Annotated in this window: 17 protein-coding genes; all 17 read right to left on the bottom strand. The window is 42.6% G+C overall.

The genetic code is table 11. From position 1 onward, the window contains the following. Positions 1–441: 441 nt before the first annotated feature. Positions 442–2232 carry a RecQ family ATP-dependent DNA helicase gene (locus CVV21_10090; protein ID PKL91132.1) on the bottom strand — a complete coding sequence of 597 codons (1791 nt, stop codon included), beginning with the start codon at positions 2230–2232 and terminating at the stop codon, positions 442–444. A gap of 9 nt (positions 2233–2241) precedes the next feature. After that, complete coding sequence (locus CVV21_10085; protein ID PKL91131.1) at positions 2242–3042, bottom strand: hypothetical protein; 801 nt, start codon at positions 3040–3042, stop codon at positions 2242–2244. A 243-nt stretch (positions 3043–3285) separates the two neighbouring features. After that, entirely contained in the window at positions 3286–5304 is a 2019-nt protein-coding gene (locus CVV21_10080) for a hypothetical protein (GenBank protein ID PKL91130.1), read from the bottom strand. 3 nt (positions 5305–5307) lie between these two features. Then, positions 5308–5652, bottom strand: coding sequence for an anti-sigma factor antagonist (locus CVV21_10075; protein ID PKL91129.1), 345 nt, complete (start codon positions 5650–5652; stop codon positions 5308–5310). A gap of 15 nt (positions 5653–5667) precedes the next feature. After that, positions 5668–6123 (bottom strand): NUDIX hydrolase, encoded by a 456-nt coding sequence (locus tag CVV21_10070; GenBank protein ID PKL91128.1) that lies wholly within the window; start codon positions 6121–6123, stop codon positions 5668–5670. Between the two features lie 104 nt (positions 6124–6227). Next, positions 6228–7256, bottom strand: coding sequence for a Holliday junction branch migration DNA helicase RuvB (locus CVV21_10065; protein PKL91127.1), 1029 nt, complete (start codon positions 7254–7256; stop codon positions 6228–6230). 300 nt (positions 7257–7556) lie between these two features. Next, positions 7557–8141 carry a Holliday junction branch migration protein RuvA gene (locus CVV21_10060; GenBank protein PKL91126.1) on the bottom strand — a complete coding sequence of 195 codons (585 nt, stop codon included), beginning with the start codon at positions 8139–8141 and terminating at the stop codon, positions 7557–7559. Beyond that, entirely contained in the window at positions 8138–8641 is a 504-nt protein-coding gene (locus tag CVV21_10055) for a crossover junction endodeoxyribonuclease RuvC (GenBank protein ID PKL91125.1), read from the bottom strand. Before CVV21_10055 ends, CVV21_10060 begins: the two co-directional genes overlap by 4 nt. A 20-nt stretch (positions 8642–8661) precedes the next feature. Next, positions 8662–9765, bottom strand: a complete 1104-nt coding sequence (alr, locus tag CVV21_10050; GenBank protein ID PKL91124.1) for an alanine racemase — start codon at positions 9763–9765, stop codon at positions 8662–8664. After that, the gene (gene dnaB / locus CVV21_10045; GenBank protein ID PKL91123.1) at positions 9765–11180 is read right to left on the bottom strand and encodes a replicative DNA helicase; all 1416 of its coding nucleotides are present in this window, start codon (positions 11178–11180) and stop codon (positions 9765–9767) included. Before dnaB ends, alr begins: the two co-directional genes overlap by 1 nt. 26 nt (positions 11181–11206) lie before the next feature. Further along, positions 11207–11653 carry a 50S ribosomal protein L9 gene (locus CVV21_10040; protein PKL91122.1) on the bottom strand — a complete coding sequence of 149 codons (447 nt, stop codon included), beginning with the start codon at positions 11651–11653 and terminating at the stop codon, positions 11207–11209. Between the two features lie 22 nt (positions 11654–11675). Beyond that, positions 11676–12437 carry a hypothetical protein gene (locus CVV21_10035; GenBank protein PKL91121.1) on the bottom strand — a complete coding sequence of 254 codons (762 nt, stop codon included), beginning with the start codon at positions 12435–12437 and terminating at the stop codon, positions 11676–11678. A gap of 8 nt (positions 12438–12445) precedes the next feature. Then, on the bottom strand, positions 12446–12700 hold the full coding sequence (gene rpsR / locus CVV21_10030) for a 30S ribosomal protein S18 (protein PKL91159.1): 255 nt from the start codon (positions 12698–12700) through the stop codon (positions 12446–12448). Positions 12701–12746: 46 nt separating this feature from the next. Next, complete coding sequence (locus CVV21_10025; GenBank protein ID PKL91120.1) at positions 12747–13172, bottom strand: single-stranded DNA-binding protein; 426 nt, start codon at positions 13170–13172, stop codon at positions 12747–12749. 24 nt (positions 13173–13196) lie between these two features. Then, positions 13197–13604, bottom strand: coding sequence for a 30S ribosomal protein S6 (rpsF, locus tag CVV21_10020; protein ID PKL91119.1), 408 nt, complete (start codon positions 13602–13604; stop codon positions 13197–13199). 676 nt (positions 13605–14280) lie between these two features. Next, positions 14281–14652: a hypothetical protein gene (locus CVV21_10015; protein PKL91118.1), complete on the bottom strand. Its 372-nt coding sequence runs from the start codon at positions 14650–14652 to the stop codon at positions 14281–14283. Between the two features lie 392 nt (positions 14653–15044). Further along, positions 15045–15632: a hypothetical protein gene (locus tag CVV21_10010; GenBank protein ID PKL91117.1), complete on the bottom strand. Its 588-nt coding sequence runs from the start codon at positions 15630–15632 to the stop codon at positions 15045–15047. Between the last annotated feature and the right edge of the window lie 3 nt (positions 15633–15635).

Below are 15635 nucleotides of genomic sequence, written 5' to 3'. Positions count from 1 at the left end.
AGCAAAAGCGAAGAATAAATCAGATCCGTGGAGAAGCAAAAGGTCAGAGAGATGGAAGCCCAGCGGCTATAAAGTTCGGTTTAGCTCTGGTATGCGCGTCCTTTTTAATACCGAACCTATAACAAAATTGTTCGGTATTATGCGCGGCAGTTGAACTTAAATGGTTGCTATAAACATAGACAATACTTAAACAACGCACCCTAAATGACGCGGCTACCAAGGCAAAACAAACTACCGCGGGCTAAAGACCCGCGTCTACCACTACTTAATACTAAATCAAAAACATGCGCCCTAAATGACGCGGCTACCAAGGCAAAACAAAATACCGCAGGCTGAAGACCCGCGTCTACCACTACGTAATACTAAATCAAAAACACGCGCCCTAAAGGGACGCGGCTACCGGATCCAAACCAAGCCGCATGGCTGCCGTCCCTGCCTGCATCAGCCCAAGCCTAATTTCTTTATCCTTGAGCTTATTGCTCCGGAATTTCTGTGAAATATAACGCCCAAATCCAATATGCTTTTTGTCTCTTCATATGCCGCCGCAAAATCTTTATCCTCTTCATCACTCCACGGTTCGTATGCCCGCCTGAACTTTTCTCTTTGAAGACGGATGTGTTCATCAGTAATATCACCGTCACTTTTAGCCAGTTTTATGCCCGCATATTTTTGTTTTAATTTCTCTGTTAAATCCGTCGCTTTAACAGTTGAAGAAACCCCGGATTCCAAAATATCACCAATTGAACCATTTATTTCATTCAAAAATTTTATCCCGTATTTTGAAAATTTCATCCCGCCTACGCCGCTTATCGCAAGCATTTGTGATTCGTTTTTCGGCTTTACATCTGCCATTGTTTTAAGCACTTTGTCGCTGAATACCATATACGCGGGCAGGTTCTGTTTTTTTGCCAGTTCTCTTCTTAATACTCTAAGCCTTTCGTACAGGCCTTCATCAGGCGTGCCGGCTGCTTCAAATCCGCTTTCAAAAGGTTTTATCCGCGCCAAAGTATTAACATCCCGGACAAGTTCTTTAACCGTAATCCCCCTGCACACATCACATGAATCGCCGCAGTCATTCATGTACTCGCCAAAATAGCTGACAACTTCCCTGTGCCTGCAGGTTTGCCGTTCGGCCATACGGAACATATCCGTTGTTTTCTTTCTGAAATCTTCCCTTACATTTTCATCCATATAATCCTTTAAAAACATTCCATAATTTACCACGTCAGCCCACGAATAAAACATAACACAGTCGCTGTCCAGTCCGTCTCTGCCTGCCCTTCCTATTTCCTGATAATACCCTTCCAAAGTCTTTGGCATATCCGCGTGTATCACATATCTGACATTGGATTTATTAATCCCCATGCCAAACGCAATGGTTGCCACAACAACATCGCAGTCATCTTTCAAAAACGCATCCTGATTTTCAGCCCGCTGCTCCGCTTTAAGCCCCGCGTGGTAAGGCACCGCCTTTATCCCGTTTTTCTGAAGGTATTCGGCAAAACCATCAACGCGTTTTCTGCTCCAGCAGTAAACAATCCCGCTCTCTTTGTCATGGCTTTTCGCGTAATCCAAAACAAACTTTCTGACATTAACATCCCCTCCCTTTTTCGCGCATGCTATTTTAAGGTTAGGCCTGTAAAACGAACCGCGATAAACGCTTGGCGACGCCATTCCCAGCTGTTCCCCTATATCTTTTATCACTTTTGAAGTGGCAGTGGCAGTAAGCGCCAATACAGGAATATTTCCAAACCTCTTTTTAAGCCCCTGTAAATTTCTGTAAGAAGGCCTGAAATCATGCCCCCATTGGCTGATACAGTGGGCTTCATCAACAACAACCAACACAACAGGAAAATCCTCAACAAAACTGCCAATCCCCGAATCAAGAGCTTCGGGAGCAAGATACACAAGTTCATACCCGCCGTTTTTAAATTCCAAAAGGCGTTTTTCTTTTTCCGCGGCCGAAAGGCTGGAATTGATATAAACCGCCTTAAACCCGTATTCGTTCAAAGAATCAACCTGATCTTTCATTAAAGAAATTAAAGGCGAGATTACAAGCACCGTCCCCTTCATAAGCCGCGCCGGTATCTGAAAAGTAACAGACTTTCCCGCGCCGGTAGGCATGATGCCTATGGAATCCTTTCCAGCCATGACATTATCAATAAGCTCTTTCTGCCCCGGCCTGAAACTTTCATATCCAAACGTTTTCTTTAAAACCGAAATAGGCGACATAAATCCCCCTTAAATTTTCTTATTATACCGCACCTTCCCTGAACAGTTCACAAATCCTACACCAATTAACATTTGTCTATAAATTGTAGACAACTTAAATTTATTCAACACCTTCTTTTTTATCCCCTTCCTCAAAAAAACTATCTTCAAATTTATCCGCGGAAGGCAGATATTTTTTATATTCCTCGTTAAAAATTTATTTATCTTCCCAATCAGGGCTTTTTCCAGTTCTCTTTCTTCGTGTTCTTCGGGAAGTTCAAGAAAGTCAAAAGTATATTCATCTTTAACCGCAAGCTTAGCCTGATTTCTATATTTTTCCGGAACCGCTTCATTAAAATTAGTCTGGTTTTTCAGGTATCTTAGATAAGTCCCTGCTTCTATCTGATGAATAAGCACATTTTTTGTCCAGCCGAATTTTTTTGTCATCTGAATGTAAAAAGCACGTTCTTCGTTGTCTTTGCACGATTCCATAATTACAACATTGTGAGTCCATCCTATTTCTTGCACCATTGGTGCAAGTTTTGTATTATCAGAATACATAAGAAATAATTTCCTCATTCTCCACATATTATCAGCAGAAAACCCCTGTATTCCCGGATACTCTTTTTGAATATCTTTTGCCAGATTTTCAACCACTCCCTTGCCCCAGCCAAGCTTCACCTGTTTTTCGTGTATCATCTTTCCCAAATCCCAATACAATCCAATTAATTTTTTATTTACGGCTTTCAGCGCGTCATACTGCGCCCTGCGTATACGCCGCTTAATTTCACCTAGAAAATCCTCATAGCCATTTACTGATTTCCTTTTCATAAAACCCCCTCTATGAGTTTTAGTAACCCTTGCATCTGTATACCCAAGTATACAAAGTGTATACTTATTTGTCAACATCTATATAATTAGAAATAGAGGGACGGAGGGACAGAAGATTAAAGAGCGAATTAAGCTATAGGCAATTAAGCAGAAGCGAACAACCAAATAACTGTATTACGCTATAGCTTAATTGCTTAGTGTTTATAGCTTTTGCTTAGAAAAGTTGGGATATGGGTTAATCGTCTATGAGATAGTCTTTACGTACTTTTCCACCCTGTTCCTGCCGTTGTGTTTGGCAAGGTACAGTGCTTCGTCCGCGTTCATTATAAGTGTCCTGGCGTCTTCGGCGCACGCCGGATATGAGCACACGCCGATGCTTAAATTAATGGCTTTTTGTTCCCTGTCGTTGCCGCCCTGAAGATTTTTTTCACAGTACCGCCTTATCTCATCGCCTATTCCGGCCGCCCTGTCCAGGTCGTAGTTTTCAAGGACAAAGACAAATTCTTCGCCGCCATAGCGCGCCGCGAAAGTGCCGTGATGCGTGTGTTCAAAGTGAATGAGCATATCAGCCACTTTTTTTAATACCCTGTCGCCTTCCTGATGTCCGTAGCTGTCATTGAACTTCTTGAAAAAATCTATGTCAGTAAGCAGCAGGGACACACACTTGCTGCCGCCGGTATTTACACGTTCAATTGCTTCCCTTAATTTTTCCTGAAAAGTTAAGTGGTTTGTAAGCCCTGTAAGCCCGTCGCGGGTGGCCTGCTTTTTTATTTTTTCATACAGCTTGGCGTTCTGAAGCAGCATTGTAATTCTGGAAAAAAGCATTTCCAGCGTTTTAATTTCAAACTCCGTAAAAAACGCCCCTTCTTCCTTGTCCAGTTTTATAACGCCGTAAATTTCATCAGCATCCCTTAAGGGCGCTATTAGAAACTTGTCTGACCTTATGCCAAAATTTATCTTCTGCCCGCGGTCTTTCAAGCCGTTTACCACGGAACTTTTTCCCGAATCTATAACATACCGAAGTATTTCATCTTCTTTTGGCGATACCAGAGAACCTTTCACCCGTTCAGGATAGTTAAAAGTCTCTGTCACCTGAAACGTTTTCCCGTCGCCCGTGGATTCAGCCACATACGCGGACACAATATCAAACGACCTTGATTCATTAAAGAAAGTCTGCAGCAGTTTATGTTTGCCTTCAAGCAGGTTTAATTTTCCGTATATTTCATAAAGGCTGGAAACCCTGCGCTCTTTGCTTAAAGTCTTCTGGTTAATTTCCAGCATTTCTATCACATTGCCGGTTTCACGCGCAAGCGCTTCCATCATAGGCCTTACCGTGTCATTATCCGTAAAGTTTTCTTTTTTGAAATCCATGACTATAAGGCCTATCAGTTTATTTAAAATTACAGGCACAGACGCCAGTTTTTCCCCGCCTTCGCCGCTTTTATAATAGGGCTTATGAATCCCTTCCACATCAAAAACATTAAACCCTTCCTTTAAAATAGCGTTGCCTATCACCCCTTCCTTGATACCGACATTATATTCCGGGTCGGTCACAAGGCCTTCACCGCAGACGCTCATCATCAGCAGGAATTTTTTTTCATCATCATGGTCGCGCAGAAAAAGCATCACTGATTCGCTTTTTATGGAACGCCTGAAAACATCATAAAGATTTTTAAGCATATTATCGGCCACTGTTTTTAAATCATCCGGCTGTTTTCCGGTATCAGACACCCCAAATATCATCTTTTCCCTGCTGCCTTTATTTTCCCTGCGTGTTAAAAACAACACCGCGCAGAAGCCAACCACCACAGCATTAAATATTAAAAACCGCGGCTCTGTACCGCCGGTCCTTAAAACCGAAATAAGGGTAAGAAGCGTTATTAACCCGCCGTAAGCGTGATACCCCCTGTTTAAAAGGACAAAAACAAGAATATACATTGACCATAATAACGGCGACAGGTATCCGCCGGTAAGCGCGGCGGCAAGCACGCACCCCGCAAATACCCCAAACGCGGCTTTAAGCTGAAACGGCTTGTCTGTCTTTCTTGTTTTTTTCTCCGTGAAATACACATAGGTAAAAAATATACCGTAAAGTATGGGATATATAAATAATGGAATTTGTAAGTCCGGGAATTTTACAACAGCGCTTATAATATAGACAGCCGCAACGGCTGAATATAGGATTGTTTTTTTGCCCGACTGCCCGCCGGCCTTCGCGTTTGGCTTCCTTAAGACCACTTTTTGCGGGTAATTTTTAGCCATAGTTTACTTGAATTTTTTTGCTGCTTCGTCCGCGGTTTTGTAATACTCCAGGATGTTCGTGAAATCCAGAAGTTCAAATATTTCCATTACTTCCTGCTTCATATTTACAAGTTTCAGGTCGCCTTTATTCTTTCTTATGTTCTTAATTTCACTGATAAAGATACCCCATCCTGCACTGCTTATGTAGTCCACTTCTCCAAGGTCCATTATTATCTTAAATTTTTTGCCCTGAATAAGTTCCGCCATTTTATTTTCAAGAAGGGATGATGTGGTGGTGTCAATGTAACCCTGACAGCTTACCACTTTTATATCACCTTTATCCGTAACCTTAATATTTAAACCTTCCATAATTAATACCTCCCCTTAGTCTTTCCACTTAGTTTTTAAATATCCCGCCTGTTTCATAAACTTATTTGACCACATACTCATTATATCATTTTTTATATCCGGATAAAACAGTATTTTTTTAAATTCACTTTTTTTCATATAAACGGCGTTTTTCAGGATGTGGTCAGGGTTTGGTTTTAACACGCCGGATACCCGCACCCTAAAATACATATTAATAACGTGCCTTTTTCCTCCGGGGTATATGGAATCATTGACAAAAAGCAGTTCCCCCGCTTTTTTCACATTCAGGGACATCTCTTCCATAAACTCGCGCTTTAACGCTTCGTGCAGGGTCTCGCCGTATTCCACGCCGCCGCCCGGCAAAAGCCAGTACGACTTGCCATTCTTCTGGTGGTTGACCAGCAACAGCCTGTTATTTTTATCCAGGCATATCCCCGCCACGCGTATCCTGATATTTTTATCCTGCACGATATCTCCTTTTTAGTTACAAGTTTCAGGTTACAAGTTACAGGTTACCAACTGCAAGCCGTCAGTTGTAACCTGTCACCTGAAACTTGTCACTTGTCACCTGTCAGTTAAAATAACTCTCCATTTTCCGGTTTCTTATACCCAAAATGTTCATATGCCTTGCCTGTAACCTTGCGCCCGGATGATGTCCTTTGAATAAAACCAAGCTGAATTAAAAACGGTTCATACACATCTTCTATAGTATCGGCTTCTTCAGATACCGCTACCGCAATGGTTTCTATTCCCACAGGGCCGCCTTTGAATTTTTCTATGATTGTGGTTATGACCTTTCTGTCCATATTATCAAGGCCTATTTCATCAATTTCAAGCATGGCAAGCGCGGCCTTTGCGGTTTTAACGTCAATAACGCCAAGCGCTTTAACCTGCGCAAAATCCCTTACGCGCTTTAACAGCCTGTTTGCCACCCTTGGTGTCCCGCGCGAGCGCCTTGCAATTTCGTAAATACCCTCTTTGTCTGACTTAACCCCAAGAATTTCCGCGGAACGTTTTAAAATAATTGCTATGGAATCAGTATCATAAAAATCCACCCTGTACACAGCGCCAAAACGCTCCCTTAAAGGGGCGGATATCATGCCCGCCCTTGTGGTCGCGCCTATAAGCGTGAACTTAGGCAGATTTATCCTGAATGTTTTTGCGGACGGCCCCTTGCCTATTACAATATCCAGCACGCCGTCTTCCAGCGCCGGATACATTATTTCTTCAACCGAATGATTAAGCCTGTGTATCTCGTCTATAAAAAGAATGTCGTTTTCTTCAAGGTTGGTGATAATAGCCGCAAGGTCACCGGCTTTTTCTATTACAGGCCCTGCTGTTGATTTAATATTTACGCCAAGTTCATTGGCAATGATGTGCGATAAAGTGGTCTTTCCAAGCCCGGGCGGACCGTAAAATAAAATATGCTCCGGCGGTTCTTTTCTTTTCTTAGCCGCCTCAATTAATATTTTAAGTTTCTCTTTTACGCTTTCCTGACCTATATAATCAGTAAGCAGTTTGGGCCGTAAAGCGTTTTCCCGTACCCGCTCTTCCGGCTCCGCAAACCCTTCCACTATGCGCTCTGTATCTTTGTCGTCTTTCATCCAATTCTCCATTTGAATTTAAATCATATGCTGAATCCAAAGTTCTAACGGACAGCGCAGGAGCGCTGTCCCTACATAATCCTTTATTTTTGCAGCCGCCGAGCTATGTATTCCGCTTCTGCTTAACTGCTTATAGTTTAACTTGCCATTTTTTAGACCAACTGCCGCACCCTAAAGGGTGCGCCTACCAAATCCAAACCAAGCTGCTAAACCGCCCGACTTACCGCTTCTGCTTAACTGCTTATAGCTTAACTCGCTTTTACCAAGCCTCTAAGCATCCAAGCCTCTAAGCATCCAAAACTATCCCAGCCTTTTCAGCGCTTCCTTAATTACTTTTTCTTTATCCGCAGTACCTTCAATACTCCTTAACGCTTCCTTTAACGCTTCCCTTGCCTGCCCGTAATTAAAACCAAGCGCGGTTAAAACCTGTATGTATTCTTCTTCGTCAGGGATGTTTCCGCCTTTTGGTTCTTTTACTGCCATGGATTTACATTTATCCTTAAGTTCAAGAATAATGCGTTCCGCTTTTTTTCTGCCTAAGCCCGGTATCTTTGTAAGCGCTTCAATATTTTCGCTGCCAATCGCGCGCTTTAACGCGTCTATTGTAATATTTCCCAGTATGGTCATTCCCGCTTTGGCGCCTATTCCATTGACGGAAATTAACATTAAAAAAGTCTCTTTTTCCTGCAGGGTAATAAAGCCGTATAATTCCTGCGCGTCTTCCCTGACATTCATGTAAGTATAAAGCCTGACCGGCGCTGTTACGTCCTTTATATCAAGATATGTGGCAGCGGAAATAAATATCCCGTAGCCCACACCATTAACGTCTATAACAGCGTAATTTTCCGCCAGACTGTCTATTCTGCCTTCCACAAAAGCTATCATTTTTTTCCGCCTGTATTTTTAAAATTTTCAAACTTATAAAAACTGGAACAGCACACCGCTATTGCCAGCGCGTCAGCCACATCATCCGGTTTTGGAACCGCCTTTAAACCAAGCAGCATTTTTATCATTTCCTGCATCTGCTTTTTATCGGCTTTGCCGTAACCGGTAAGCGCCATCTTCACCTGCATCGGTGTGTATTCCCTTATCTGCGCACCGGCCAAAACCGCGGAAAGAAGAATTACACCCCTTGCTTCCGCAACGCTTATCGCCGTAGTCACATTTTTATTAAAGAAAAGTTTTTCCACTGACACAAATTCCGGTTTGTATTTATCTATTATATCAGAAAGTTCATTATATATCTTTTTAAGCCTTAAGGCGGGTTCCATATCTTTGTCTGTCTCTATAAGCCCGTAAGCCGCGGCCCTGACAGCGCTTCCCTTTTTTTCTATCACCCCGTAGCCGCAGCGCGCGGTGCCGGGATCTATTCCCAGTATTATCATCTATTCTCCGGAGTCATGAATTAATATTTATAAATTCTTTTTACCCTGTCGGATATTCCGGTAAGAATTTCATAAGCAATGGTACCCGCGTCTTCCGCCATTTTTTCAATGGGCATAATATTTTTTCCATCCCTGCCAAAAACAAGCACAGCGTCGCCCTGCTTTACATTTTTGTCCGCCTGTACCACTGTCAGGTCCATACACACAGTGCCAAGCACTTTTCTTTTTTTGCCGTTAATCATAACTTCGCCCTTACCCGATAAAGAACGCGGGAAGCCGTCGCCGTAGCCTATGGAAATAACCGCGGCATATTCTTTTTTACGCGCGGTGTACCTGCCGCCATAGCTTACTTTGTCGCCGCTCTTAAGGCCAATCACCTGCGCGACTGAAGTTTTTAGCGTCATCACCGGCAATAATGATTTGGCTGTTTTTTTATCGCAGTACGAACCGTACATCATAATTCCCGGCCTTACCGCATCAAAATGCGCGAAAGGATATTTTAAAATTGCAGCGGAATTTGCCGCGTGAAAAAGCACATCAGGCCCGGCTGCCTTTTTTAAAGATTCAAGTATTAATGACTGTTTTTTTGTCCTTTTGTCATTGGCAAGGTCGGCATCCGCGAAATGCGTGTAGACAGATTCAAGTTTTAGAAAATTACTGTTTCTGATAAAATTTATGAATCCAGGGGCTTTTTCGGGTTTAACGCCAAGCCTGTTCATTCCCGTGTTTATTTTAAGGTGTACTTTTATTATTTTTTTTGCCGCGGCGGCTTTTTTATCCAGCAGGCACAGCAGGGGCATATCATATACAGAAGGTTCAAGGTTATAGTGAATTAATTCCTGAATTTCATCTTCATAAAAACCACCAAGTATTATAATGGAAGAATTAATCTGCCCTGCTCGGATTTCAATACCTTCATTTACCCTGGCTACCGCAAGTTTTTTTGCCCCAAGATTTTCTGTCAGATAAGAGGCAACTTCAACAGAGCCGTGCCCGTAAGCGTTGGCTTTTATAACCGGTATTATTTCCCGCCCGCCGGACAGCCTGCCGGCAAGGATAAAATTGTGCGACAGCGCGGACATGTCTATATGGGCGCACGCGTTACACTCGTATCTTTCACGCATCAGCTGAAAGCCTCGTCATTCTGAAGTTCTGTGGTCTCCTCAAAGCATGTAAGTTCCGGAAGGAACAATACAGGCTGCGTCAGCGTTGGGCCGTTACGGTTTTTGGCGATTATAAGCCTGCAGCGCCTTACCTTTACAAACCGCTCCGCGCTTCCCTGCTGTTCCACGCCTTCGGTGTCTTTTTCATCATCACGGTCAATAAATATAACAACGTCGGCATCCTGCTCTATGGCGCCGCTTTCGCGCAAGTCTGAAAGTTTGGGTTCTATCCGCTTGCCGCTTTTGGTGCGGTCCCTTTTTTCCGATTCCCGGTTTAACTGTGACAGCGCAATTACCGGGATATTTGTTTCCCTTGCCATCGCCTTCATGGCCCTGGATATTGTGGAAATCTGCTGTTCGCGCGATTTAATGGAAGCGTCCGGTTTTACCAGCTGCATGTAATCTATTATTATAAGGTCAAGCGACTTGTTTTCTCTTTTTAACTGCGACATTATAGTCCTTACTTTAGCGCGCATTTCAAAAACGCCGTTATCATCCGTGTCTATAAACATCCTTGTTTCGGACAATACGCCTGCCGCTTCAAGTATCTTCTGTTTTTCTTCTTTGGTCATGTACTTGCCGGTCCTTATCTTCTGAATGCTGACCCTGGAACCGGTCGCAAGCATCCTTCTTATAAGATCCTCCGCGCTCATTTCAAAACTGAAGAAAAGGATATTCTTCTGTTTTCTGGTGGCAAGCCTGTGCGCGATATTAAGCACAAGCGATGTTTTTCCCAAAGACGGCCTTGCGGCCACAATGACAAGCGACCCGCCCGTAAGCCCCGATGTTGCTTCGTCTATCTTTTTGTATCCGGTCTCAAGGCCTATAAGCTCGTCCTTCATCCTTCCCATTTCATCCATCTGCACGTAAACATCATGAATCATGTCTTTTACTTCGCGCAGCGAACCCCTGCTTTTTTCTGTTATGGAAAATATCTGATTTTCCGCGGCTTCAATTATTTCTCTGGAAGGTTTTTCTTCGTCAAAAGAATTCTCCAGTATTTCGGCGGAAATGCCTATAAGTTTTCTTAAATCAGCTTTTTCACGGATTATTTTGGCGTAATCTTCCACGTGCATCCACGTGGGCATAAGATTTGAAAGGTCGGAAATATATGTGGCCCCGCCCACCGATTCAAGCTCTCCGGTGCCGTTAAGTTTGTCAATAAGAGTCAGGCTGTCTATTGCCCCGCCCACTGTCTGCAGTTCAAACATGGCAGAATATATTTTCTTGTGCCTGACATCATAAAAATCTTCGGCTGTGATTATGGGTATGACCACGTCTATTGCCTGGCCGCGAAGAAGAATGCTGCCAAGCAAGGACTGTTCGGCCTCCGCGTTCTGCGGGGGCACTTTCCCCTGAATTGTTTTTTCAGACATTAAAGCCCGCCTTTGCCCTGCTTAGTTCAGGCTTCCTTAACCACCCAAAGAACTACATTGGATTCTATGTCGCCCTTAAGTTTTACTTTTACGGCAAAGTTTCCAACTTCTTTGATATGCGATTCCATCTTTATGTTGCTTTTATTTACGTCATAACCGGCCGCTTTAATTGCCGCTGCCACGTCTGCTTCGGTAACAGAACCAAAAAGTTTGTCATCGGCTGACGCTTTTTTCTTTACGGTAAATTCTTTACCTTCAAGCTGCCCGGCCATTTCTTTAAGTTTGTCTTTTTTGGCTTCAAGCTTGACAGAACGCCTTTTCATCTCTTCCTGAATTGATTTTAAGTTCTTGTCAGAAACAGGCATAGCCATGTTCTGTGGAAAAAGAAAATTCCTGGCATATCCGTCAGTTACTTTTACAAGGTCCCCTGCGTTTCCTAATTTTTTTACGTTTTCTTTTAATATGACTTCCATGATTACCTCCGTACAGTTTTTTTTATCCTTTTATGTTTATTGCTTTAGCTTTTCTGAAACTAAACCATGTATCAAGCGCGCCCGTGGCTATAAGTACCGCTGACATAAGCGGTAAAAACACCGCGGACATATAAACAAGTATTTTTACAAAGCCCGGCATTCCCCTTTTATCCATAAAAAAGGAAGCCACTGAAAGCCCTATAAGAAAATATAAGTTACCAAGTACAAAGAGCACGTTTATCGCGGCTGTCTGCATCGCTTCATTATTTATTAAGTCTCGCCCTGCCAGAACAGCCATGGCCGCCAGTGCCAGCCACATTACTTTTAAGTCAAGCCACCAGAAAGAAAACGGCGCCATTTTGTGCTCTATTCCAAACTTTTTCAGCGCGTACATCCTGGTGAAAGTGTAGTTTAAAAAAACCATAAAAAGCACGCTTAACATCGACCATGCCGGAGCGGTCTTAACTACAAACAGCTCCACCTGTTTTTTTGCCGCCTGTATGTCCGCTTCGGGAAGCCCGGCTTTTCTTTGTGCTTCTACTGCAGCTTCCACGCTTCTATTAAGCTCCCGGTCCATATATTCTTTCATATCATGTCCCGTAGAAGCTTTAAATACCAGATACAGCGCCAGAACCGATAAAAACACAAAACAGGTTCCAAGAACAATAACCTTTACCCAGCCTACCTGCCTTTTAATAAGCCCCAGCATAAAAAAATCCAGGGCGCCAAAAAAAAGAAATATAAAAGCCAGGCTGGACAGAAAAAAAAGTATATCGCCTGCCATTTTTCCGCTTATTCAGCCGTAAAAGGCAGCATTCCCGCTTCTCTTGATTTCTTTACTGTCCTTGTAACAGCGCGCTGATGTTTGGCGCAGTTGCCGGTTACCCTTCTTGGTATAATCTTGCCCCTGTCGGTGATAAATCCGCGGAGAAAATCCACGTCTTTATAATCCACAGTATCTTTTCCCGCAGTGCAAAGTTTGCACCTTTTCTTTTTTGCCCTCTTGAATACAAAATTCCTTTTCATTCCGCCTGCTGGTGGTTTCATTGCCATTTATATATCCTCCTGAATCACTTTATATTTTTTTTAATTTCTAGAACGGGGCGTCATCCCCGCCGGAAGGCGTTCCGCCCGGCGCGTCAGCGCCCTGCGTATCATCCTCACCGGTAAATTCTTCGTCTTTCTTTCCTTTTCTGTCAAGGAACTGCACCCTGTCCGCTACTACTTCAAGAATGCTGTTTTTCTTTCCGTCATCCGATTCCCAGCTTCTGGACTGCAGCCTTCCTTCAACAAACACGGAAGAGCCTTTTCTTAAATAAGTGTGGCAGCTTTCCGCCTGCTTACCCCACACGACAACGTTTACAAAACATACTTCTTCTTTCTTTTCCCCTGTCTGCGTCGTGTAAGCGCGGTTTACAGCAAGCCTTATGTTTGTAACCGGCTGCCCCGTCTTCACGTACTTTATCTCCAGGTCTCTTGTAAGGTTTCCCATAAGAAGTACCCTGTTTAAATTAGCCATCCCGCAAACCTCCCTTTTATCGCTTTATGCCTGTTCCCCGCCGCCCTGTGATGTTTCAGAAGGAACGTCCGCAGGCGCCGGCTTTTCAACCGCTGTTTCTACCGCAGCTTTCTTCGGTTTTCTGACCTTTTGTTTCTTCAGCTTAATTATAACTTCATTGGAAACCATAAACCTTATGACCTCTTCGGTAAGCCTTAATTTTTCCCTGACATCAAATACCTGTTTTTCATCCACTTTGAATTTGATGTAATATACAAAAGCGTCTTTAAACTTCTTCATAAAAAAATGAAGTTTCTTCTTTTCCGGCGCTTTTTCTTCTATAACTTCGCCTTTTACCTCTTCTAACGTCTTCTTAACCTTTGCCAAAGTGGCCTTAATTTCCTCTTCAGTCAAAGTCGGCCTTAAATAAACAATTGCTTCATACGTTCTCATTCAGTGACTCCTTTCGTTTCATAAAAATGTTTTTTTCGGCGTAAATTATTATCCGCCTTAATACAATAAAAATACAGATAAATCCAAGTGTTTTTAGATGGAAAACACCCGGCTTTATCAAGCCAAATAAATTTGGCTTCGCAAGGTTCCACGCCATAAACAGCCCTTAACGCACCTGTAATACGTAAAAGAACATACTTATGCCGTGGAGAGATAAAATATCATAATGAAAAGCGTTTGGCAAGAGTAATTTTCCCGGAATCATGTTAAAAAGAATAAAAACCTGCCGTTTTTTGCCTTTCCACATCCTGCCTCAATATCATTCATTAATTATCGGGGTAAAAATGGCTCTTTTTAACACGATTATTTTATGTGCTTTTTTTCATTGCATTTTTCAATTTTCCCTTCTTTTGTCTTTTTTAACAAGCAAATATGTCGGCCCGCCGTAATCCCAGAAACTTACCTCCTTTACTTCCCATCCCTTTTCCGTATATTTATCCGCTTCATACTTGCAGTCTATAAAAAATTTGTTATTTTTTGTCTCCTGTTCATTCATTTTTTTCATGGCACACCTCCGTTTTTTTACCGTGTTTCTTTTAACAGGATCCGGCTTAAACCGGTCATGTCTTTAAAACCGCTTTGGTCCCTGTAATTTGCTGCGGCATCGCCGCCGTTTTTAACACAACCTGCCTGTTTTTAAATCAGTTAAGATTTTATTCAGCAGGTACTTTTGCGAAAGGCTCATATGGATAAAATCGATAGAATTCTCATACGCCTCCCCGGCTTTCTGCTTTTTCACCCCGGCGACTTCCCCGATAAGCGTCACGGTATTATTTTCGCCGCACACAATATCCACAAGAACCATCTCGCCTTTTTCCAAGCTTTGATCACCGTGAACTTTCATACCATAAGCGTTAAGCATAAGCGGAACGCGTTTTTTAAAAGCTCCTTCTTTATTTACCTCATCAATGCGCGAAAATGAAACTGTTACATTTTCAAGAATTTTATTAACTTTTAATCCCGGCGTAAAAATTTCTGTGAAAATCATTGTTGTCCCTCCTTTAATTTTTCAGGCGGGTTTATTAAGCAGGATACGGCCCCGTACCGCCGGACGGTATGCCGCTGCTTTCATTATCAGGGTTTTCCATGACATACCTCCTTTTATTTAAGTTATAAAATAAAAAATCCGGAATTTATAAACCTTTTGGATTTATAAACCCCGGATTACTTTTCAATTAGTCTTCGGTTTCCCGCCTACTCTTTGCCCAGTCTTCCGATCTGTGTCAGCTTTCGCTTCATTTGAATGTATTTTACTACAGTTCCTGAAATAAGTCAAATCAACTGCATATAATTTTAAACCGGTATAACCATAAACTTCAGTTAAAAAAAATGAACAATAACCCGCGCGTTTTTCTGCTTATTTATATTTTACGGGTAAAATTACATTAACATACCTGCCAGCCCTTTTCTTATCATCATTACCGCAATTGCCGCAAGTAGAAGAGCCATAATACGCGACACAGCCATAACCCCGGTATTGCCTATCATTTTAATAAGCGTCCTGGAAAAACTTAACACTAAAACGGCAATAAGGACATTAAGCACTACGGATACAATGGTGGGAATAATACCGTACTGCGCGGTTAATATCAGGCATGTGGTTAAAACCCCGGGCCCAACTATAAGCGGAGTGCCAATGGGCACAGCGCCTATTTCGGACGTTTCACCTATATGCTTTGCTATGTTAAATATATCGCGCAGGGCAATCAGAAAAAGAATTACACCGCCCGCGACCATAAAGTCATTTACTGTAATGCCAAGCACGGCAAAAATCCACTTCCCGATAAAAATAAAAACAAGAGCCAGTGAAATCCCGGTGACAAAAGACTGAACAAGGGTTTTATGAATTTCCTTCGCGTTAAGTTTTCGGGTTAATGATACAAATATGGGCAGAAGCCCTATAACATTTACCGCCACAAAAACAGGAATAAAAGCAAGTACAAATTCTTTCAACATAAAACCTCCCATAAA

The sequence above is a fragment of the Candidatus Goldiibacteriota bacterium HGW-Goldbacteria-1 genome (assembly GCA_002839855.1).
Classification (GTDB): Bacteria; Oederibacteriota; PGYV01; order PGYV01; family PGYV01; genus PGYV01.
Note: the sequence above shows the minus strand (reverse complement) of the source record. Positions and strands in the feature narration are given on the sequence as shown.